Annotated in this window: 22 protein-coding genes; 8 read left to right on the top strand and 14 right to left on the bottom strand. The window is 60.1% G+C overall.

What is annotated here, in order from left to right:
* Positions 1-97 precede the first annotated feature (97 nt).
* Positions 98-2,140 (top strand): PhoX family phosphatase, encoded by a 2,043-nt coding sequence (locus VOY09_RS02905; protein WP_322892386.1) that lies wholly within the window; start codon positions 98-100, stop codon positions 2,138-2,140.
* Between the two features lie 64 nt (positions 2,141-2,204).
* Here the strand turns inward: VOY09_RS02905 and VOY09_RS02900 are convergent, their stop codons facing one another.
* Positions 2,205-2,474: a hypothetical protein gene (locus tag VOY09_RS02900; RefSeq protein ID WP_322892387.1), complete on the bottom strand. Its 270-nt coding sequence runs from the start codon at positions 2,472-2,474 to the stop codon at positions 2,205-2,207.
* Positions 2,475-2,636: 162 nt separating this feature from the next.
* Between VOY09_RS02900 and VOY09_RS02895 the strand changes: the two genes are divergently transcribed.
* The gene (locus VOY09_RS02895) at positions 2,637-2,801 is read left to right on the top strand and encodes a hypothetical protein (protein WP_322892388.1); all 165 of its coding nucleotides are present in this window, start codon (positions 2,637-2,639) and stop codon (positions 2,799-2,801) included.
* Between the two features lie 3 nt (positions 2,802-2,804).
* Here the strand turns inward: VOY09_RS02895 and mnhG are convergent, their stop codons facing one another.
* The 8 genes from mnhG to VOY09_RS02855 all read right to left on the bottom strand — a co-directional run bounded on the left by mnhG (position 2,805) and on the right by VOY09_RS02855 (position 9,199).
* Positions 2,805-3,101, bottom strand: a complete 297-nt coding sequence (mnhG, locus tag VOY09_RS02890; protein WP_322892389.1) for a monovalent cation/H(+) antiporter subunit G — start codon at positions 3,099-3,101, stop codon at positions 2,805-2,807.
* A complete protein-coding gene (locus tag VOY09_RS02885; RefSeq protein ID WP_322892390.1) occupies positions 3,094-3,396 on the bottom strand; it encodes a monovalent cation/H+ antiporter complex subunit F in 303 nt (100 codons plus the stop codon). Before VOY09_RS02885 ends, mnhG begins: the two co-directional genes overlap by 8 nt.
* A complete protein-coding gene (locus tag VOY09_RS02880; protein WP_322892391.1) occupies positions 3,393-3,872 on the bottom strand; it encodes a Na+/H+ antiporter subunit E in 480 nt (159 codons plus the stop codon). The genes VOY09_RS02885 and VOY09_RS02880 overlap by 4 nt, the downstream gene beginning before the upstream one ends.
* Entirely contained in the window at positions 3,869-5,425 is a 1,557-nt protein-coding gene (locus VOY09_RS02875) for a Na+/H+ antiporter subunit D (protein ID WP_322892392.1), read from the bottom strand. Before VOY09_RS02875 ends, VOY09_RS02880 begins: the two co-directional genes overlap by 4 nt.
* Positions 5,422-5,781 carry a Na+/H+ antiporter subunit C gene (locus VOY09_RS02870; RefSeq protein ID WP_322892393.1) on the bottom strand — a complete coding sequence of 120 codons (360 nt, stop codon included), beginning with the start codon at positions 5,779-5,781 and terminating at the stop codon, positions 5,422-5,424. Before VOY09_RS02870 ends, VOY09_RS02875 begins: the two co-directional genes overlap by 4 nt.
* Positions 5,781-6,200 (bottom strand): Na+/H+ antiporter subunit B, encoded by a 420-nt coding sequence (locus VOY09_RS02865; RefSeq protein WP_322892394.1) that lies wholly within the window; start codon positions 6,198-6,200, stop codon positions 5,781-5,783. The genes VOY09_RS02870 and VOY09_RS02865 overlap by 1 nt, the downstream gene beginning before the upstream one ends.
* Positions 6,197-8,455 carry a putative monovalent cation/H+ antiporter subunit A gene (locus tag VOY09_RS02860; RefSeq protein ID WP_322892395.1) on the bottom strand — a complete coding sequence of 753 codons (2,259 nt, stop codon included), beginning with the start codon at positions 8,453-8,455 and terminating at the stop codon, positions 6,197-6,199. The genes VOY09_RS02865 and VOY09_RS02860 overlap by 4 nt, the downstream gene beginning before the upstream one ends.
* Positions 8,456-8,629: 174 nt before the next feature.
* Positions 8,630-9,199, bottom strand: coding sequence for a YcbK family protein (locus tag VOY09_RS02855; RefSeq protein ID WP_322892396.1), 570 nt, complete (start codon positions 9,197-9,199; stop codon positions 8,630-8,632).
* A 252-nt stretch (positions 9,200-9,451) separates the two neighbouring features.
* Here VOY09_RS02855 and lpxD point away from each other — a divergent pair, with 252 nt between their 5' ends.
* The 3 genes from lpxD to VOY09_RS02840 all read left to right on the top strand — a co-directional run bounded on the left by lpxD (position 9,452) and on the right by VOY09_RS02840 (position 12,047).
* Positions 9,452-10,513 (top strand): UDP-3-O-(3-hydroxymyristoyl)glucosamine N-acyltransferase, encoded by a 1,062-nt coding sequence (lpxD, locus tag VOY09_RS02850; RefSeq protein ID WP_322892397.1) that lies wholly within the window; start codon positions 9,452-9,454, stop codon positions 10,511-10,513.
* Positions 10,514-10,575: 62 nt separating this feature from the next.
* On the top strand, positions 10,576-10,836 hold the full coding sequence (locus VOY09_RS02845) for an acyl carrier protein (RefSeq protein ID WP_322892398.1): 261 nt from the start codon (positions 10,576-10,578) through the stop codon (positions 10,834-10,836).
* Entirely contained in the window at positions 10,836-12,047 is a 1,212-nt protein-coding gene (locus VOY09_RS02840; protein WP_322892399.1) for a beta-ketoacyl-[acyl-carrier-protein] synthase family protein, read from the top strand. Before VOY09_RS02845 ends, VOY09_RS02840 begins: the two co-directional genes overlap by 1 nt.
* Before the next feature lies 1 nt (position 12,048).
* Here the strand turns inward: VOY09_RS02840 and VOY09_RS02835 are convergent, their stop codons facing one another.
* Positions 12,049-12,645: an invasion associated locus B family protein gene (locus VOY09_RS02835; RefSeq protein WP_322892400.1), complete on the bottom strand. Its 597-nt coding sequence runs from the start codon at positions 12,643-12,645 to the stop codon at positions 12,049-12,051.
* Positions 12,646-13,029: 384 nt separating this feature from the next.
* On the opposite strand from VOY09_RS02835, the gene VOY09_RS02830 reads away from it, so the two are divergent.
* Positions 13,030-14,529, top strand: a complete 1,500-nt coding sequence (locus VOY09_RS02830; protein WP_322892401.1) for a helicase HerA-like domain-containing protein — start codon at positions 13,030-13,032, stop codon at positions 14,527-14,529.
* A gap of 48 nt (positions 14,530-14,577) precedes the next feature.
* On the opposite strand, the gene VOY09_RS02825 is transcribed toward VOY09_RS02830, so the two are convergent.
* From VOY09_RS02825 to VOY09_RS02810, 4 genes are read right to left on the bottom strand one after another with little or no spacing between them, the layout of a single operon-like run.
* Positions 14,578-15,879 carry an HlyC/CorC family transporter gene (locus VOY09_RS02825; protein WP_322892402.1) on the bottom strand — a complete coding sequence of 434 codons (1,302 nt, stop codon included), beginning with the start codon at positions 15,877-15,879 and terminating at the stop codon, positions 14,578-14,580.
* Between the two features lie 50 nt (positions 15,880-15,929).
* Positions 15,930-16,850: a tyrosine recombinase gene (locus VOY09_RS02820; protein ID WP_322892945.1), complete on the bottom strand. Its 921-nt coding sequence runs from the start codon at positions 16,848-16,850 to the stop codon at positions 15,930-15,932.
* Positions 16,851-16,864: 14 nt separating this feature from the next.
* The gene (locus VOY09_RS02815; RefSeq protein WP_322892403.1) at positions 16,865-18,331 is read right to left on the bottom strand and encodes a hypothetical protein; all 1,467 of its coding nucleotides are present in this window, start codon (positions 18,329-18,331) and stop codon (positions 16,865-16,867) included.
* Between the two features lie 46 nt (positions 18,332-18,377).
* Positions 18,378-18,524 carry a hypothetical protein gene (locus VOY09_RS02810; RefSeq protein ID WP_322892404.1) on the bottom strand — a complete coding sequence of 49 codons (147 nt, stop codon included), beginning with the start codon at positions 18,522-18,524 and terminating at the stop codon, positions 18,378-18,380.
* A 150-nt stretch (positions 18,525-18,674) separates the two neighbouring features.
* On the opposite strand from VOY09_RS02810, the gene VOY09_RS02805 reads away from it, so the two are divergent.
* Both VOY09_RS02805 and aroB read left to right on the top strand, forming a co-directional pair.
* A complete protein-coding gene (locus VOY09_RS02805) occupies positions 18,675-19,232 on the top strand; it encodes a shikimate kinase (RefSeq protein ID WP_322892946.1) in 558 nt (185 codons plus the stop codon).
* A complete protein-coding gene (aroB, locus tag VOY09_RS02800; protein WP_322892405.1) occupies positions 19,229-20,338 on the top strand; it encodes a 3-dehydroquinate synthase in 1,110 nt (369 codons plus the stop codon). Before VOY09_RS02805 ends, aroB begins: the two co-directional genes overlap by 4 nt.
* Positions 20,339-20,417 lie beyond the last annotated feature (79 nt).

Below are 20,417 nucleotides of genomic sequence, written 5' to 3'. Positions count from 1 at the left end.
TCTGCGGTGGCGCGTCATGTTTCTGTCATCTGGCCGGGCTACCCAGCCTGCATCGACCCGCACGGGCCGAGACCCTGACCAATATGGAGAGCCAGAAATGAAAGATTTCGAGCGAGATTTCCCCGATCACACCAACGCACCCGGTTTTGAGCATGGCGATGAGCCGCAGTGCAACACATCCGCGAACCGTACTTTCTATGATGTGATGGACGCCCGCATGAAACGCCGCGGCTTCCTGATGGGTGGTCTGGCGACCATCACCACAGGCCTGATCGGTGCCTCATTGACCGGCAAGGCGGCCTTGGCGCAGACGACGTCGAGCCTGATCGGCTTTACCCCCGTGCCCGTGTCCTTTGACGATAGCGTCGTGCTGCCCGAAGGCTACAGCTTCTCCATCCTGGCGCCTACAGGCGAGCCGATCTCCGGCGATATGCCTGCCTACCGCGCCGGTGCCAACACAGGTGCCGAACAGGAACACCAGATCGGCCAGTGCCATGACGGTATCCATTTCTTCCCGATTGATGGGTCCTCCGAGGATGGCATCATCGCGGTGAACCACGAATATATCGAACCACGCTTCCTGCATGCCGAGAAAGAAGGCTATAAAGGCCAACCGATGGGCAAAAGCGATGTCGTCTATGATGCCGATGGCATGCGCGACGATGACGAAGTCCGGATGGAAGTCGCCGCCCATGGCGTCAGCATCTACCGCACCAGCAAACAGGCCGATGGCAGCTGGGCTGTTGTCGCCGATCCGCGCAACCGCAAGGTGACTGGCGTTACGCCGATCGAAATCGGTGGCCCGGTGCGTGGGTCTGCCCATGTGCAGACCAAATTCAGCCCCGATGGCACAATGACTCGCGGCACAGTCAACAACTGCGCCCATGGTGTGACACCTTGGAACACCTATCTGACCGCCGAGGAAAACTGGGCTGGCTATTTCTCGAACACCGATGCCGACATGCCGCGCGAACATGCCCGCTATGGCGTGTCTGACGATCCTCTGGGCGGTCGTTACGGCTGGCATATGGCGAAATCCGGCGCGGATGAATATGTTCGTTTCGACGCTGCGGCCAAGGGTGCCTCTGCAACCGAAGATTACCGCAACGAGCCGAACACCTTTGGCTGGATGGTCGAAATCGACCCGATGGACCCAGAGGCGACACCGATCAAACGCACCGCTCTGGGCCGTTTCGCCCATGAAGGCGTTGTCTTCGCCAACCCAGTCGCCGGCGCGCCTGTTGTCTGCTATTCCGGCGATGACGCACGGTTTGAATATATCTACAAATTCGTCTCTGACGACGTCTTCGTCGAAGGCGAAACCGATGGTGCGATCCTTGACACAGGCACGCTCTATGTCGCCAAGTTCAACGATGATGGCTCCGGCGAATGGCTGGCACTGGCGGCTGGCCGCAACGGGCTGACACCGGAAAACGGCTTTGCCGATCTGGCCGATATTCTGGTCAACACCCGTCTGGCGGCTGACTTTGTCGGCGCGACCAAGATGGACCGCGCCGAATGGGGCGCTGTCGATCCGAACACCGGCACTGTCTATTTCGCGCTGACCAACAACACCCGCCGGACCCAGGCAGAAGTTGACGCCGCCAACCCACGTGCCGAAAACAACTATGGCCAAATCATTCGCTGGAACTACGACAACGACGATCACACAAAGATGTCGTTCGATTGGGACCTGTTCGTGGTCGCCGGTCCTGCCAACAGCTCTGCCTTGGCGGATGGTGGCACTCTGGATGACGACAGCATCTTCGGCAGCCCGGACGGGCTGTGGTGCGATGCCGACTCCCGCCTGTGGATCCAGACCGATATGGGCGATGTCGGCCCCGATCATACCGGACCAAACGCCGAACTGGGCATGAACGGCATGCTTTGCGCCGATCCTGCCACCGGCGAGATCAAGCGCTTTCTGACCGGCCCATGGGGTCAGGAAACCACCGGTGTCGTGACCACGCCCGATGGCAGAACGATGTTCGTGAACTTCCAGCACCCCGGCGCCAATGCCTCGCCCGAGCAATTTGCAGCTGGTGACTTCGGCTCTGGCTTCCCGGATTACAATGGCACCGTGCCACGGTCCGCGACTGTCGTGATCACCAAGGATGACGGCGGCGTCGTCGGGTCCTGATCCGCAGCCATGAACAGGAAAGGGGCGCGATCAACGCGCCCCTTTTTTCGTTATATCGTGTTGATTATTCAGTGACGACAGTGTCACCCGGAACGGGTGTTGTCTCGACCGGCGTTGTCTCACCATCGATGATCGGGTCTGTGCCGGTGGTCTGATCCGGCGAGGTCTGCGACGCAGGGGCGGCCTCACCTTCCATGCCGGGGGCCTCGTCAACTTCGGTGCCCAACCACCAGAATAGCAGTACGGCGGCAAAGACGACGACGGCGATCATCCCGTAAAGCGGGCCTTTGTGGCGCTTGACCTGACGATCAACATTGTTTTCTGAATGGCTCATCTTTGGGCCTCCGTTCATAGGCCAGCTTGGCTGGCGTGGCTTCATTTATAATAAAACCCGCAACAAGGCATTTCGTTCCCTCGGTAATGGGACATCTGGGGGCCGGGAACGCTTTGGCCCGTCAACGGTTGTCCCGACACCACAACCCGAAAGGAATTTGTTATGGACAGCAGTATTTTTCTGATCGCTTTGTCGATCTTCACGTTTCTCGCCGTCATCGTCGTGGCGATGGTCAGCCGCAAGAAAACCCTTGATCGGCTGCACGATCCCAAGATGCACCGCGATGAGAATAAATCGACCTTGGCCAAGGACGCCCCTGACCATTAAGGGCTATCTGTTTTTGCGATGCGGCTTATATCCGCGTGCCGCGGCGCGTCCCAACATATGGGCGGCAATCGGTGCTGTAAGCATCAGAAACACAATCGTGGCGATCACGCGTGTGGTGATCGCCGCATCGGTGAAATAAAACGCACAGCCCACAAGGATCAGACTACTGCCCAAAGTCCCCGCTTTGGTCGAGGCATGCATCCGCATCAGCACATCCGGCAGCCGGTAGATCCCGATGGCCGCGACCAGCGCGAAAAAGCTGCCGATCAGCAGGAATAATCCGACGATAATCTCAATCATCTGCATGCGCCTTGTTTTCGGGGTCGCGGCGTTCGGCATAGCGCGCGAGCGCAACCGTCGCCAGAAAGCCGACCAGCGCCATCACAATCGCCACATCCAGAAAGGCGGCGACCGCCGTCAGCACTGCGACGATGCCGCAAAAGGCGATGATCAGGGTGGTCATCATATCGAGCGCCACAACCCGATCCGCCAGCGTCGGGCCAAGCACCAGCCGCACAAAGGCAATCGCCAGCGACAAGGCAATCAAAGCGACCGAGATATAGGTCGCGATATCCAGAAAACCGGTGGCAGTCATTCTTCAAATACCTCTCTGACCAATCGTTCCATGCCGTTTTTCGTATCCGCGATCAGCGCCTCTGGATCGTCGGCATACATGGCATGGAATGTCAGGGTCTTGCGGTCGGGCGACACGTCAAGGCTCAAGGTCCCCGGTGTCAGCGAAATCAGATTCGTGATCAGCAGGATCTGAAAATCGGTTTTCACATCCAGCGGCATTTCCAGAATGGCGGGGTTGCTGTAATCGTCCGGTGTCAGCACGTCATAAGCGACGCGCAGGCTCGACATGATCAATTCATAGATGAAGTACAGGATCAGCCGCACAACCCGCCAGGATCGCAGGAAATAGCTGCCTTTCAGGCCGAACACAGGCGACGCGAACCAAAGCGTGAAAAAACCCAGCACATAGCCCGCGCCCAGCATCAGCAAGGTCGGGCTGCCCCACAAGGCGGCCCAGATGATCGCCAGCGCGATGTTGAGGATAAACATATTCATTGTTCTACCTCCGGATTTTCGGTCGCCGGAACATCACCCGTATCGGGCAGGGCGGCTGGCATCGCATCTTCGCCCAGCACGGTGGTGATATAGGCCGTCGAATCCAGCAATTGCTCCGCCGCCCGTTCAGCGAATGTCACGAATGGATCTGGCATCAACCCGATGACCATGGTCAACACCGCCAGAAAGATCACCGGGATCAGCAGCGCGCTGCGGCCGGGCAGGGTGGAAAGTTTCGGCTCGATCCCGTCAGGATGCGGTTTCCAGAAGGCCTCTGCCCAGATCTTGGTCATTGAATAGATCGTCATCAGACCCACCGCCAAGGCAAGAAAGGCGACGATCCACAAACCTTGGTCGAGTGACGCTTTCACGATGATATATTTCGCCCAGAACCCTGACAACGGCGGGAAACCCGCCAGCGAAAACGCCGGGATCAGAAAGAGGGCCGCAAGAAACGGGCTGGATTTATAAAGCCCCCCGATCTTGTAGACATCGGACCCGCCGGTCAGCCTTTGGCTGATGCCCGCGATCAGGAACAGGTTCGCCTTCACGATGATATGGTGAACCAGATAGAACACCGCGCCGACCAGCGCCAAAGGCGTATAGATCGCCAGACCCAGGATCATATAGCCGATCTGGCTGATGATATGGAACGACAGGATCTTGCGGAAATCCGACTGCGCCGCTGCGCCCAACACGCCTGTCACCATGGTGAAACAAGCGACCCACAAAAGGATCGTATGGGTATAGCCGATGTCATGGTCAAAGACCAAAGTGAACACCCGCATCAGCGCGTAAACCCCGACCTTGGTCAGCAGGCCCGCAAAAACGGCAGAGACGGAAAAGCTGGGCGTGTGATATGCGGCAGGCAGCCAGAAAAACACCGGAAATGCCGCCGCCTTGACCCCAAAGGCCACCATGAACATCATCGAGATGACGGTCAGCAATGCCTGATTTTCGACCTCTTCCACCTTCAGGGCCAGATCGGCAAAGTTCAACGTGCCGGTCAGGCCATACAGCAGCCCGATCCCGGTCAGAAACAGGATCGTGGAAATAAGGTTCAGCGCGACATATTTCACGCCAGCGTCGATCTGTTCCTTGCCGCCATTGATGATCAGCAACCCGAAAGAGGCGATCAGCATCACCTCGAACCAGACATACATGTTGAACAGATCGCCCGTCAGGAAAGCACCGGTCACGCCAGCGATCAGGATCTGGAACAAAGCGTGATAGCCCAGCCGCCCATGCCGCATATCCACATCCGACAGCGCATAGATCGCCACCGCCAATGCCGTGATCGCCGTGATCAGCACCATGACCGCCGACAAAAGATCGGCCACCAATGTGATCCCGAAAGGGGCAGGCCAATTGCCCATTTGTCCTGCGACAATACCCTGATCCAACACAAGTGCCATCAATACGCCTGCGGCAACCAGCCCCAGCGCCGATCCGGCAACGGAAACCCAGGCACCAATGGCACGGTCGCGCAAAAGGAAAGCGATGACCGCTGTCGCAAATGGCAGGATCAAAGGAAGCGATAGATACCAGCTCATCCCTGTTCTTTCGGTTCAGCGACGCGCATTTCGTCGGTATTCAAAGTGCCAAGGCTGCGATAAGCGCGCACAGCCAAAATCAATGCGAAGGCAAACAAACCAAAGCCGATCACGATCGCCGTCAGGACCAGCGCCTGCGGCAGCGCATTGGCGACGGTGCCGACCGGCGTATCGAATCCATCAGGCACCAGCGGCGGCCCACCGGCTGTCATCCGACCAGAGGCGAAAATCGCGAGATTGGCCGCGTTGGACAACAGAATCAGACCGAACAGGAACCGCATCAGGTTGCGCGCCAGCATCAGATAGACGGAAGCCGCCACCAGAACACCGATCAGGATCGACAAAAGCGGTTCCATCAGACCTCCTCTTCCAAGGCAAAAACAATCGTCAGGACAGAGCCAAGCACGACAAGATAGACGCCGATATCAAAGATCAGCACCGATGACAGCGGGATACCCTTATCCTCTGGCGTGGCGTTGATGAACAACCATTGCCCGGTGAAAAACGCATCTGACCAGATCGCGGCCATCAGCCCGGCAAACAGCGCCATGCCAAGCCCGACAGCGGCGATGCTGGCCGGGCGGAACCGCAGCGCCTTGCGCGCATCCTCGGTTCCGCAGGCGATGGCGAAAATCACGAAACCGACAGCCGCCAGCAGCCCGCCGATAAATCCGCCACCCGGCTCATTATGCCCGCGCAGCAGCATATAGACGGAAAACACCGTCAGCAGGGCCACAAGCAACCGCGACCCGGCGATCAGAATGATAGATTTCATGCCTCGTCCTTCTCGGGTTTGCTGCGCAGCAGCGCAAAGACGCCAATCGCAGCGACCAGCACGACCGCAACTTCACCAAATGTATCCAGCGCGCGGAAATCGACGAGGATGACATTGACGATGTTCTGGCCGAACGCATCCGGATAGCTGGCCGCCTCAAAGAAATCGGACAAGCTGCGGTCAATCGGGCCTGCGGTGACCATCAGCATGATCAGCGTGACGGTCACACCCAGACCAATCGCGACAGCCGCATCCAGCCAGCGCTTGCTCAACGGTTCCGACCCAAGGCTGGGCAGGCGCAATGCAGCAACCGCGAACAGCACCACGATCAGCGTTTCGACCAGCAATTGCGTGATCGCCACATCCGGCGCGGAATACAGGATAAAGATCATCGCGATCCCGATCCCCACCACGCCGAGCCCGGCAATGGCGGTGATGCGTGACTGGGTCCAGATCGCAAGGCCCGTGCCGGTGATCACCAGCCCAAAGACCATCCCATCGGTCAGACTGACCGGGGTCCAGACGATGGGCAGAACCAGCGCCTGTTTGATCGCCATCGTCCCTGCCATGGCGACAAGTGCTGTGATAAAGGTCGCCATGATATAGAACCGCAGCTGCCCGGTCTGGATCACCCGCGTCTGCCATTTGGCAAAGGCCAGTACAGCGGCCAGCAATTTATCCCAGCCACGGTCAAAGTTCGGGCCATTGTCGATGATCCGGATCAACATCGCACGCAACGGCGTGCTGAACGCATAAAGCACAAAGCCAAGGGCAAAGGTCGCAAGGCTCAGCACCAAAGGCAGGTTGAACCCGGCCCAAAGATGCAGATCTTTCGCATCCACCGTACTGCCAAGGATCGATGCAACGGTCGGGTGGATCAGACTATTCTGCAACCAATAGGGGAAGATCCCAAAAAAAGCACCCAACATGGCCAGCACCAGCGGTCCGGCCAGCATCGGCCATTTCGCCTCGGTCACATTTTCCAGCTTTTTGCCGGCCTTGCTGAAGAAAGGCCGATAGCCGACGATGGCCGCAATCGCGAACATCAGCGCATTGGCGATCAGGAAGGCCCCGGCGACAAGCCAAGGGGATGACGCCGCCTCGACCCCGCCCGCATAGGATAATTCCTTGGCGATAAAGCCCAGAAACGGTGGCAGACCTGCCATCGACAGCCCCGCCAGAACAGCGGCAAAGGCGGTCACCGGCATGGCGCGGCCAAGGCCGTAAAGCTTCGTCGTTTCCCGCGTGCCGGTCTGGTGATCCAGAATGCCGACGACAAGAAACAGCGCCGCCTTGTAAAAGGAATGCATCAGCAGGAACACCACCGCCGCCGTGATCGCATAGCCCGACGAATTGGCCAGCAGCAGCGTCAGCGCGCCAAGCGCCATCAATGTCGTATAGGCCAGTGCCTGTTTCAGATCGGTCTGCCGCAACGCCATGACCGAGGCAAAGACCATCGTCGCCGCACCCGCAATCGTCAGCGTCCAGAGCCAGACATCCGTCCCCGCCAGCGACGGATGCGTGCGGGCCATCAGGTAAATCCCCGCCTTCACCATCGTCGCCGAATGCAGATAGGCGCTGACCGGGGTCGGGGCCGCCATCGCATTGGGCAACCAGAAATGGAACGGCATCTGCGCCGATTTCGTGAATGCCGCCAACAGCACCAGAATCAGGATCGGCAGGTAAAACACGCTCTGCGTCAGCACACCCGGCATGGCGCGGATTTCCGACAGCTCGAATGTGCCCGCGACATTGCCGATCAGCACGATCCCCGCCAGCAATGCCAGACCGCCGGTGCCGGTGACCAGTAGCGCCTGCAAGGCAGACCGCCGCGATTTCGCGCTGTCATGGTTAAAGCCGATCAACAGATAGGATGTGATCGTCGTCAATTCCCAGAAAACGAACAAAGCCAACAGGTTATCCGCCAAAACGACACCCAGCATCGCCAGCATGAAACTGGTCAGATACAGCGAAAACCGCGCCTGTTGCGGATGCCCGGCAAGATATTTGGCGGAATAGAGCATGACCAGCGCGCCGATCCCGGTGATCAGCAGGCCGAACATCAGGGCCAATCCGTCAATCACAAAGCTGATGTTGACGCCAAGGCTGGGCACCCAAGGCCAGACATAGCGCAGAACATCGCCATTCGCGACCGCAGGCAGCGCCTGCAACAGCAGCACAAAAAGCGCCCCTGCGATGATAACAGGAATGATGCCGGCGGGGGTTACCCAAGTCTTTGAAGAAGTACTAGCCACGTATTATTCCCGGTCAGCAAAGAATTGATCGATTGCCATGGACATAACGATAGGTGCCGAGAAAACAAGGCTTTTTGACGGAAAACCGACATGGTTTTGGTCGGTTTTTTCGGTGCGGCAACAAAAAACGGCCGCCGGAAAGGCAGCCGTTGATGACGTGACAGGATGAATGTCTTAGCCGCGCCAGGTCCGCACCGGGCCGCAATCCATATGGACGAAATTGGACCCGCCGTAGCGCCCGACGCCACCGGCGTTGAATGCCGCCGCCGCACTTGCCATTTGGGAAATGTTCCGGCTGCGCAACCGCAGATCGGCGGCCTGTCCGCGCATATGCAGCGAATTGCGCGCCACACCGCCCGAACGTTGCCCCAGCATCGCATTGGTCGCAGGCGAACGATAGCCGGACAGCAGCAGATAGGGTTCATTGGTTTCCATCAGGCGCAGCGCGCCGGACATGATATCGATGGTGCGCAGGTCCATCTGTACCGCTTCATTGGTGCGCCAGTCGCGCATGTGCATGTTGATCTCGCGCACAGCTTCGGCGATATATTCGCCTTCAATCCAGTAAATTGTATCAAGAGTTTCGCCAGTTCGTCCGTTGAACATGGCTATGCGGCGAATGTCGCCAGCGCCGCGCAGAAAGCCCTGCGCATTGGCATAGGTTGGTGCTGCTGTGACAGCTGTCGCTGCCAGGGCTGCCAACAGCCCGCGTCGGGTCATGCCCGAAATCTTGTTCTCATCCATATTATGCGCCTGTCCCGTCGCTTTTCTTTGATTTCCGCTTATTCACGGATTGCCATCATGCCCCCAGGATGTGGCAGACGTATGGCATAATTCTGATCACTGACCAAGCGCTGTTTATCCGACAAAGATGAACGAAAAGAAAATCGGCAATAATTTGCGCAGATGGTCTTTTCAGTGGGAACCCTGCATGATTGATGTGCTGTGATCGCGTGCAGGGTCGGCTACATGCGCGCTGGATGGCAAGAGGATAGCATGACACATTCCATTCGGGCCATTGCGGCCGCACTCGGGGTTCAGGCCCATGGCAATCTGGATTTGCAGGTCAGTCAGGCGGCAGAACCCGCCAGCGCCGGGCCGGATGATCTGGCGCTGGCGATGCAGCCCGCCTATGGCCCGGCGTTGCGTCAGGGATCGGCGCGCGCCGCCATTGTCTGGCCGGATGCCGATTGGCAGTCTTTCGGGCTTGAGGCCGCGATCATCGCGCCCCGTGCGCGGCTGGCAATGGCGCGGCTGACGCAGATGCTGGACGCGCCGCAGGGCCAGACCGGCATCAGCCCGCAGGCGCTGATCGATCCCACGGCAGCCATCGCAGCGGATGTCACAATCGGCGCTTTCAGCGTGATCGGGGCGAATGCCGTCATCGGGGCTGGCACATGGATCGCCGATCAGGTCAGCATCGCCGCAGGGGTGACCATCGGTGCAGCCTGCCAGATCCATGCGGGCGCGCGGTTGCAACGCCGGGTGACCTTGGGCGAAAGGGTGATTCTGCAGCCCAATGTGGTGATCGGCGGCGATGGATTTTCCTTCGTCACCGAACAACCCTCCAATGTCGAAATCGCGCGTGACACATTGGGCGCCGCCGATATGACCGCGCCGGATGATCCGACATGGCACCGGATTCATTCGCTGGGCGGTGTCGTGATCGGGGATGACGTCGAAATCGGGGCCGGGTCCACGGTGGATGCCGGCACGATCCGCGCGACATCGGTCGGGCAGGGGACCAAGATCGATAATCTGGTCCAGATCGGGCATAATGTCAGCATCGGCGCACATTGCCTGCTGTGCGCGCAGGCCGGTGTCGCCGGGTCCAGCGTGATCGGCGACCGTGTGGTCGTCGGCGGCAAGGCGGGGATCGCCGATAATCTCAAGATCGGCAATGACGTGGTTCTGGGCGGCGGATCGGTTGTTTTGTCCAATGTGCCAGCGGGCCGGGTGATGATGGGCTATCCGGCGACAAAGATGCAGACCCATATCGACAGCTATAAGGCGCTGCGCCGCCTGCCACGCCTTTTGCGCGATCTGGTCGGGCGTTGATCGCCTCTTTCACGAAACCGTCACATTTTCTACATAGACGCTGCAAGAAACGGAGCCTCACCATGACAACAGACGAAAAGATCATCGCCATCATCGCCGATCAGGCCATGCTGGAGCCGGGCGATATCGCGCAGGACGCGTCACTGGCCGATCTGGGGATCGATTCGCTGGGGCTGGTGGAATGTATCTTCGCGATTGAAGAGGCATTTGACATCACCGTCCCGTTCAACGCCAATGACCCGTCGGAAAGCGATTTTGACATTTCCTCGGTCGGCGCGATCATCGCGGCAGTCAAACAATTACAAACGGATCAGGCCAAGTAATGCCACGTGTCGTCATTACCGGGGCCGGGACGATCAACCCTCTGGGCGCCGATGTGCCCGCCACCTTTGAAGCGATGCGCGAAGGGCGCTGCGGGATCGGCCCCTTGGATATCCGCGATGTCGACCGTCTGGCGATCCAGATCGGCGGCCAGATCAAGGGTTATCAGGAAACCGATCATTTCAACCGCCAGCAGATCGCACTTTATGACCGGTTCACGCAATTCGCGCTGCTCGCCGCGCGGCAGGCGGTCGGACAATCGGGGCTGGAATTTCACGGCGCGCTCGCGGATCAGTCCGGCGTGATCTTTGGCACCTCGGGCGGCGGGCTGACCACGCAGGACGAAAATTACCGCGCGGTTTATGAAGAAGGCAAAAACCGCGTCCATCCGTTCATCGTGCCCAAGCTGATGAACAATGCCGCGGCCTCCCATGTGTCGATGGAATGGAACCTGCGGGGCCCGACCTTTACCGTGGCCACGGCCTGCGCCTCGTCCAACCATGCGATGGGGCAGGCGTTCAGCATGATCCGCTGCGGCATGACCAAGGTGATGATCACCGGCGGCGCGGAATCCATGCTGTGTTTCGGCGGTATCAAAGCCTGGGAAGGGCTGCGCGTGATGTCGCGGGACGGCTGCCGTCCGTTCTCTGCCACCCGCAACGGCATGGTGCAAGGCGAAGGTGCGGCAGTCTTTGTGTTTGAAGATTACGATCACGCCCGCGCCCGGGGCGCCGATATCCTGTGCGAGGTGATTGGCTTTGCCATGACCTCGGACGCCTCTGATATCGTGATGCCGTCCAAACAGGGGGCGGCACGGGCGATTGCCGGGGCGGTCAGGGATGCGGGCATTCCCAAGGATTCCGTGGGTTACATCAACGCGCATGGCACCGGCACCGCGGCCAATGACAAAACCGAATGCGCGGCTGTCGCTGATGTTTTCGGGCGGCATGCGGATAAGCTGATGATCTCATCCACCAAATCCATGCATGGTCATCTGATCGGCGGCACCGGGGCGGTGGAATTGCTGGCCTGTATCATGGCCCTGCGTGACGGTGTCATCGCGCCGACCATCGGCTATGAAGAACCCGATCCTGAATGTGCGCTAGATGTGGTGCCGAATGTGGCGCGCGACGCCGAAGTCGACGTCGCGCTGTCCAATGCTTTCGCCTTTGGCGGGCTGAACGCGGTGCTGGCCTTGCGCAAATTCCGCTAGGTTATTCCACCGGGTCGAGCGTGTCGAACCCGGCGGTGAAACCGGACAGCGACATGGTCAGCAGGAATTCTTCATCCGGTGACGCGGCAGGCACCACACGCAGGGTCGCGGAGACACCGTTTCTGAAAGCATCAACCTCGGTCTGGGTAAAGCCGATCCGGGCAACACAGCCTGCCGCGTTGCAAAAGCTGAACGGATAGCGGCGCGCCTCACCGCTATCAACGGCAAGCGTCAATTGCTGGGTCAGCAGTGTTTCCAACGGCACCACGACATTGGCACCGGCAACGGCCTGTCCACCCTCGGGCAGGCGGAACAGGTTGAATTCGGCAACCGGCGCATCATCGGCATTTTCCAGCAGCTGATACATATTGCAGCGGTCTTCTTCGCCCTCGGGCGCGCGGATGCAGCGCAATTCCCAATCGCCAAAATTGTCAGAGACATAAATCTGGCCTTCGCTGGGTTCCACAGCCTCGCCCAGTTCAAGGACAGCGTCCGGTGTCTGAGTTTCCGTTTCGGCCGGGGCGTCATCCTGCCCGAAAGCCTGCGTGCCAAAAGCCAGCAAGCCGGCCATCGTCAGTGCGGTAAAGGTCGTGCGCATCGCAAAAATCCTGTTTTGTTTGGTGGATGACGTAACATGGCTGCACAGCAGAGTCAGGAATAAAAACCACATCTCTGGCGGTCTTTCGCTGACAATTATCCAAAAAAAAGGGCCCGTTTCCGGACCCTTTGATTATTCTCCCTGCCGGACTTGGCCGACTATTGCGCAAAAACTACGCAATGGCTGCGTGAAGGTCAACCAAAATTCAATCCGTCTTTTGGCCCCGGACCCGCCACCACGCCATGCCAAAAAAAGCCGCACCCGAAGGCGCGGCCAGTCTTACAGGGAGAATAGCCTGACCCGCATCGCAGACCCGGCAGAATCAATCTGGCACAGAAAGGTTAAGAATGTATTTTGGGGTCAGGTTTGCGCAAAGGGGCAGGCATGTCGGAACATATTTTCATCGGCGGCGGCGGCGCGGATCATGCCGACCCGCAGGTCATGCTGCTGGCCAAGGCCAACCGCCACGGGCTGATCGCGGGCGCGACCGGCACCGGCAAGACGGTCACATTGCAGATCATGGCCGAAGGATTTTCCGCTGCCGGTGTCCCGGTCTTCCTGTCCGATGTGAAAGGCGATCTGTCCGGTCTGGCGCAGGCCGGATCGGCGAACGGCACATTGCACGATGCCTTCATCAAACGCGCCGCGACCATCGGGCTGGATCTGCAATACGATGCTTTTCCAGTGACGTTCTGGGACCTGTTTGGCCAGCAAGGCCATCCGATCCGCGCGACCGTGGCTGAAATGGGGCCACTTCTGCTGGCCCGACTGATGGACCTGAGTGATGTCCAGGAAGGTGTGCTGAACGTCGCCTTCCGCGTGGCCGATGAAGAAGGCCTGCCGCTTCTCGATATGAAAGACCTGCAAGCCTTGCTGGTGTTCGTAGGCCAGAACGCAAAGGACCTGTCGCTGCGCTATGGCAATGTCGCGACAGCCTCGATCGGCGCGATCCAGCGGCAGCTTCTGGTGCTGGAAAATCAGGGCGGTGCCGCATTGTTCGGCGAACCCGCCCTTGATCTGGCTGATATGATGCGCCTGCGCGACGGGCGGGGCGAGATCAATATTCTGGCCGCCGATCAGTTGATCGGCTCGCCTAGGCTTTATGCCACTTTCCTGCTCTGGCTACTGTCGGAATTGTTCGAAAACCTGCCTGAAATCGGCAACCCCGACAAACCCAAACTGGTGTTCTTTTTTGACGAGGCGCATCTGCTGTTCAACGGTGCGCCGCGCGCGCTGGTGGAAAAGGTCGAACAGGTCGCCCGCCTGATCCGGTCCAAGGGCGTGGGCGTTTATTTTGTCACGCAAAATCCCGACGACATCCCAGAGACTGTGCTGGGCCAGTTGGGCAACCGCGTGCAGCACGCCTTACGCGCCTTCACCGCCAATGACCGTAAGGCATTGAAATCCGCCGCAGAAACCTACCGCGACAACCCGGCTTTCGATACCGCAGATGCGATCCAGCAGGTCGGCACAGGCGAGGCGGTCACATCCTTTCTGGATGCCAAAGGCAGTCCCGAAATCGTGCAACGCACGCTGATCCGCCCGCCCGCATCGCATCTGGGGACAATTGACCCGGCCACACGCGCGGCGATCCTCGCCGCGTCACCGATGGCGGGCAAATATGATACCACGATTGACCGCGACTCTGCGTTCGAGATGCTGGCCCGGCGCACTGTTGCTGCCGCACAGGCCGCAGAGGATGTCGCGGAAGACCGCGAATTCAACAGCGCCCGCCGCTATCGCCCCGCGGGGAAGGTCAGCACAGATCCTCGCCCTGATAATCTGCGCAGCGCGCTGACCCATGCTGTGACCCGCGAGTTGCGCGGCGCAACCGGGCAGCGGATCGTGCGCGGCATCCTCGGCACCTTGTTCAAAGGGCGGTAAGGGGCACCCCACGCAGTCCCGGACCCGCTCCGGGACCTCATCCACCCCTTACAACTGCCGTATTTTCAACGTCGCAATCCGGTTCTCTTCCTTGGCCAACACTTCAAACCGGAAACCGTGGAAGGAAAACACCTGCCCCACGACGGGGATCATCTGCGCCTCATGGATCACCAGACCGGCGACGGTATTGGCCTCATCATCGGGCAATTGCCAGTCATGCGCCCGGTTCAGGTCGCGGATCGTGATCGCGCCATCGATGATATAGGCCCCGTCAGGGGTGGCCTCGATCTGATCGGGCGCGTGTTCGTCGAATTCATCGGCGATTTCACCCACGATTTCCTCAAGGATATCTTCCAGCGTGATCAGACCTTCCAGCCCGCCATATTCATCCACGACCAGCGCGAAATGTGTTTTGCGCTTGAGGAAATTGCGCATCTGATCGCCCAGCGTGGTGGTTTCGGGCACGAAATAAGGCTCCATCGCGACGCGCATGACGTCAAAGGCGGCCAGCCCCTGACCATCGACCTCGCCCCCGCCCAGCAATTTCTGCATGGCGCGCAACAGATCCTTGGCATGGATCACGCCGACGATATTCTCGGGGTTGTCACGATACAGCGGCAGGCGCGTATGCTGGCTTTGCAGGATCTGCGCCAGAATATCCTCGGCCGGCAGATCGGCATCGACCATTTCGATGCCGGACCGGTGCAGCATCACCTCTTCCACGGTGCGTTCATTCAGATCAAGCGCGCCCAAGACGCGGTCGCGGTCTTCCTTTTCGACCAGCCCTTCGGAATGGCCCAGCTGCAAGGCCCCGGCGATTTCCTCGCGCACGGCAAGAATATTGCTGTTGGGGTCGGTCCGCACCCCGAACATATAAAGCACGCCGCGCACCAGGAACCGCACGGCAGTGACGGCAGGCGCAAAGACCAGCACGATCACCGAAATCGGGCGGGCGACAAGCGAGGCCACCTTTTCAGGGTTGGTGATGGCAAAGGTTTTCGGCAGCACCTCGGAAAAGATCAAGACCAGCAAGGTCATGATCAAGGTCGCGGCGGCCACGCCGTTCTGGCCAAAAATCGTCGTCAGCAAAGCCGTGGCCAGAGATGTCGCGAGAATATTGACGACGTTATTGCCCAGAAGGACGGACCCGATCAGCCGTTCATTGTCCTCAGTCACTTTCAGCGCCCGTTCCGCGCCGGTCGATCCCTTGTCAGCGGCAGAGCGTAATTTGCCGCGCGACGCGGCGGTCAATGCTGTTTCAGAGCCAGAGAAGAAGGCCGAAAGGATCAGCAGGACAACAATAGCCCCAGCCGTGGCCCAGAAAGTAGCGTCGAGTGTCGCGGGTTCCATCATATGCTTTCAGGTGGTTTTTTGTCTTATCGCCTGCGCGCCGGACCGGATCAAGCCTTGTCCGGTTTTGCCAAAGGATGATGTTGCAAAACCAGCTCGCTCAGCCGCGCGTCCAGCACATGGGTATAGATCTCGGTCGTGGAAATATCGGCATGGCCCAGCATCGTCTGGATCGACCGCAGATCAGCGCCGCCCGCCAGCAGATGCGTGGCAAAGGCATGGCGCAGCACATGCGGTGTCACGCGTGCGGGCGAAATCCCGGCAGTCACCGCGAATTCCTTGATCAAGGCAAAGAAGCGGTGCCGCGTCAGATGCCCGGCCTTGCTATGGGATGGGAACAGATATTTCGACGCGGGCTTGCCTGCCTTGCGCGCCACCTCTTCATCCGCATCCCGCGCCGCCAGATAAGCGGCCATCGCCGCGCGGGCAGGCGGCGACAGCGGCACCAGCCGTTCCTTGCCGCCTTTGCCGCGCACCAGCAACATCCGTGGATCGCCGCGTGCAGCGGCCACCGGCAGGCTGACCAGTTCGGTCACCCGCATCCCCGTGGCGTAAAGCAATTCCATCAGGCAGGTATTGCGCAGGGCATCACGCTTGCTGGCGCGGGCGGCGTCCAGCAGCCGGTCCACCTCGGCCAGCTCAAGCGTCTTGGGCAGGCGCTGCGCGCGTCCGGGCCCTTTGATCTGCATCGCGGGATTATCCGCGCGCCAGCCTTCGTCAAAGGCGAAACGGAACAATTGCTTGATCGCCGACAACCGGCGCGCGCGGGTGGATTTCGCCAGCCCTTCGGCCTCGCAATCAATCAGATAGCTTTCGATCTGGTCCTGCGTGACCTGCATGAAATGCAGGCCCTTGTCCGAAAGCCAGTCTGCGAAGACTTGCAGATCACGGGCATAGGCCAGTTGCGTATTGGTCGCCGCATCCAGTTCCGCCGCCTGGGCCTGCAAAAACGTCTGCACCCAGCGGGCCATGGCAGCGGGGCTGGTCACGTTGCGCGGTCCAGTATCATCAATTGCAAGGCCGCCTGCCGCGCGACATCCTCCAGCCCGACCAGCCGGAACAAAGCCAAAGCATCGGTCAGCGACCGCGCGTCACCGGCATAGCCTTCGTTGAACAGGATCACAGCGCGCAACATCGCCTCGCCGGTTTTGCCATTGGCCACCAAAGATTGCAGTTCAGGCGGGGCCGGGGCACCGGCAAAGGCCGCCTGAATGGCCAAAGCGCGGGGTGATGTGACCGGCACATCCTCTGGCTGGCCGGTTGCGATGGCGATCAGAAAGGCGTCAAACCCGTCGTCATCGGCCACAAGATTATCGGCCACGGCCCGGAAATCGGCAGACAGCAGCCCGACGCGATGGGCGATATGCCAGGCCTCGCCCTCCAGATCCATCTCTTGCAAGGCGGCGCTGTAGAGCTTGGCAAAAGGCACTTCGGTGCGGGCCTGTTTCATCGCATCCCAGGCGGCCGGCAGCGCGCGCGACACAGCCTGTGCATCGCCTGCGGTCACGGCCTCATCAAGCCGGATCACCGCCGCGGCCCGGTCCCAGATCCCGCCAGAGGCGGCGGGCGTGCGCGCTGTATAGAAATTCTGCAGCACGTTTTCCGACACAGCCCCTTGACGTGCCAGACGCTCTGCCGCTTCCAACTGGGCCTTCCAGGCATTATTGCCGCGCAGATCGGCATGCGAAAAGGCCAGCGGCAGGTTGGCGGTGACCAAAGGTTCGCCAAAGGCTTCATGCAGGCGGAAGAGCAGCGGTGTCACCACATTTGGCTGCGGCAAATCCGGTTCGCCTTCGAATAATTCGGGGTCCAGAAACCGTTCCAGCACGTCGCTTTCCGCAGCGCTGATATCGCCCAGCACCCGGTGCGTGTTCAGCGACAAGACCGCGACCGCCCAGTCGCCCCCACGCGCCAGACAGAACACCCGCGCCATATAGCTGGGGGCCAGCGCGGGCATATCATTCATCGCCCGGCAGGCGGCGTCTTCGGTGCCCATCAGCAAGGACACGTCAAACCAGCGCTGAAACACCGGGCCGGTATCGGGCGTGGCCAGTTCGACCAAGGCTTTGGCCTGTTCGACTGCGCCGAGTTCGACCAGCTTATCGACCCGCGCCAGAAACAGGGCGCCATCCGGGCCTGCCCCCATCGGCGGGTCGGCTTCGGCCTGCATCAGCACTTTGACGAATTCGCGGATTGCAGGCAGCGATTCGCGCCGGTCGAGACTGACCAGTTCGACAAGCGTGTCTTCGCTGCTGGCGGCCCAGATATTGCGCGGAAGGCCGGTGACATCGGTCGGCAACAGCCCGACCGGGTCCTTTGACAGCCGGTCCAGCGGTGTGACGCTGATCTCGGGCGCGATGGCGCTGTCGGCGACCGGGGCTTCATCGGGCGTAATCGCGGTGACGGCCTCGGCCGACAGCCAGTCAATCGATGACAGCGGGTCCTGTGCCATGACAGGTGACATTCCCAGCACAGCGCAAAACGCCAATGCGCTGGTGTTATTCAAGCGTGACAGGGCGGTTTACCTCTTGTGCGGGGGCTGCGAAATCGGCGGGAAACAGCATCGGCCCGAGATAGGCATAGGCGACAAAGCCGATTGCCAGCAGGATCACCAGAAAGAAGATCGCCTTGAGAAGTCGCCACATTGCCTGCCCCGATTTACTGTGCCCTGATCTGTGGTCTGCACGCCACCTATCTTGCGTTTATATATGGTCTTTCCGACAAGATCACGGCATTCATTCAGAAATATTACAATTCGGCATGTGATGGCCGACAAGGCAGCAAAGGGGAACGGCATGGTGCCGGGCGCAGCATATCGGCTCAGGCGCAAGGTGGTCCTGGTGGGCATGATGGGGGCGGGGAAAACCGCCATCGGACGCGCGCTGGCTACGGCCTTGGCGGTGCCCTTTGTCGATAGTGACAGTGCCATTGAACAGGCCGCCGCGCTGAGCATTCCCGAAATCTTTGCCCGCGATGGTGAAACCTTTTTCCGCGCCCGCGAGACCGAGGTGCTGCGCCGGTTGCTGACCGGTGCGCCCGGCATCATCTCGACCGGCGGGGGGGCCTTTCTGGCCGCCGAAAACCGCGCGATGATTGCCCGCGATGCGATTGCGGTCTGGCTGGATGCTGATCTGCACACATTGTGGGAAAGGGTCCGGCAAAAGGACACAAGGCCGCTGCTGCGCACCCCTGACCCCAAAGGCACGCTGGCCCGCCTGCTGGATGAGCGACGTGCGACCTATGCCGAGGCGGGTTTGCGCCTGCCGATCAGCTTTCACGCCTCGATCGAGGAAACCACACAAAGCGCGCTGCGCCTGCTGGCCGGCCGCCCCGATATTCTGGAGACGTTATGACCACCAAAGTCCATGTCGATCTGCCCGGCCGCGCCTATGACATCCATATCGGCCCCGGTGTGATCGCGCAGGCGGGGGCGCATCTGGCGGCATTGGGCGGGCGCAGGCATGTCTGCATCATCACCGATGAAAATGTCGCAAACCTGCATCTGGCCGCGTTGCAGGATGCTCTGTCGGCTGCGGGTCTGACCTCTGCCGCGCTGGCCTTGCCACCCGGAGAGGCGACCAAAAGCTGGGCGCAGCTCGAACATGTCACCGAATGGCTGTTGGCGCAAAAGGTCGAACGCAAGGATAGCGTCATCGCCTTTGGTGGCGGGGTGATCGGCGATCTGGCGGGTTTTGCCACCGCGATCCTGCGGCGTGGCGTGCGTTTCGTGCAGATCCCGACCAGCCTTTTGGCGCAGGTCGACAGTTCGGTCGGTGGCAAGACCGGGATCAATTCGCCGCATGGCAAGAATCTGGTTGGCGCGTTTCACCAACCGGCCTTGGTGCTGGCAGATACCGCATTGCTGGGCACCTTGCCGGAACGGGATTTCCTCGCGGGTTATGGCGAGGTGGTGAAATACGGTTTGCTGGGTGATGCGGCCTTTTTCGACTGGCTGGAAACATCTGCGCCCGGCATGGCCGCAGGCGATATGGATGCGCGGGTGCGCGCCGTCACACGGTCCTGCGAAATGAAGGCGGATATCGTCCAGCGCGATGAGACCGAACAGGGCGACCGGGCGCTGCTGAACCTCGGCCATACATTCTGCCATGCGCTGGAATCCGCGACCGGCTATTCCGACCGGCTGCTGCATGGCGAAGGGGTCGCCATCGGCTGTGCGCTGGCGTTTGAACTTTCCGCCCGGCTGGGTCTGTGCAGCCAGGAAGACCCCAGCCGCATCCGCGCCCATCTGCGGGCGATGGGGATGAAGGTCGATATAAGCGACATCCAAGGCGATCTGCCGGGGGCAGAGGCGCTGCTGGATCTGATGGGGCAGGACAAGAAAGTGCAGGACGGCAAGCTGCGCTTTATCCTTGCGCGCGGGATCGGTGATGCGTTCATCACATCCGATGTGCCGGGTGAGGCCGTGCTCGATCTGCTGCGCGACGCGCTGCGATCCTGAGCGGGCAGGGGCTGAAACCTTCCCCGCGGGGAAGATAACCACGACTCTGTGAGCGTTCGCGAACGATGGTCAAAACCTT

It is taken from the genome of Yoonia sp. 67-2 (assembly GCF_035117555.1).
Lineage (GTDB): Bacteria > Pseudomonadota > Alphaproteobacteria > Rhodobacterales > Rhodobacteraceae > Yoonia.
The sequence above is the reverse complement of the archived record's forward strand: the minus strand, read 5'-3'. Positions and strand labels throughout refer to the sequence as shown.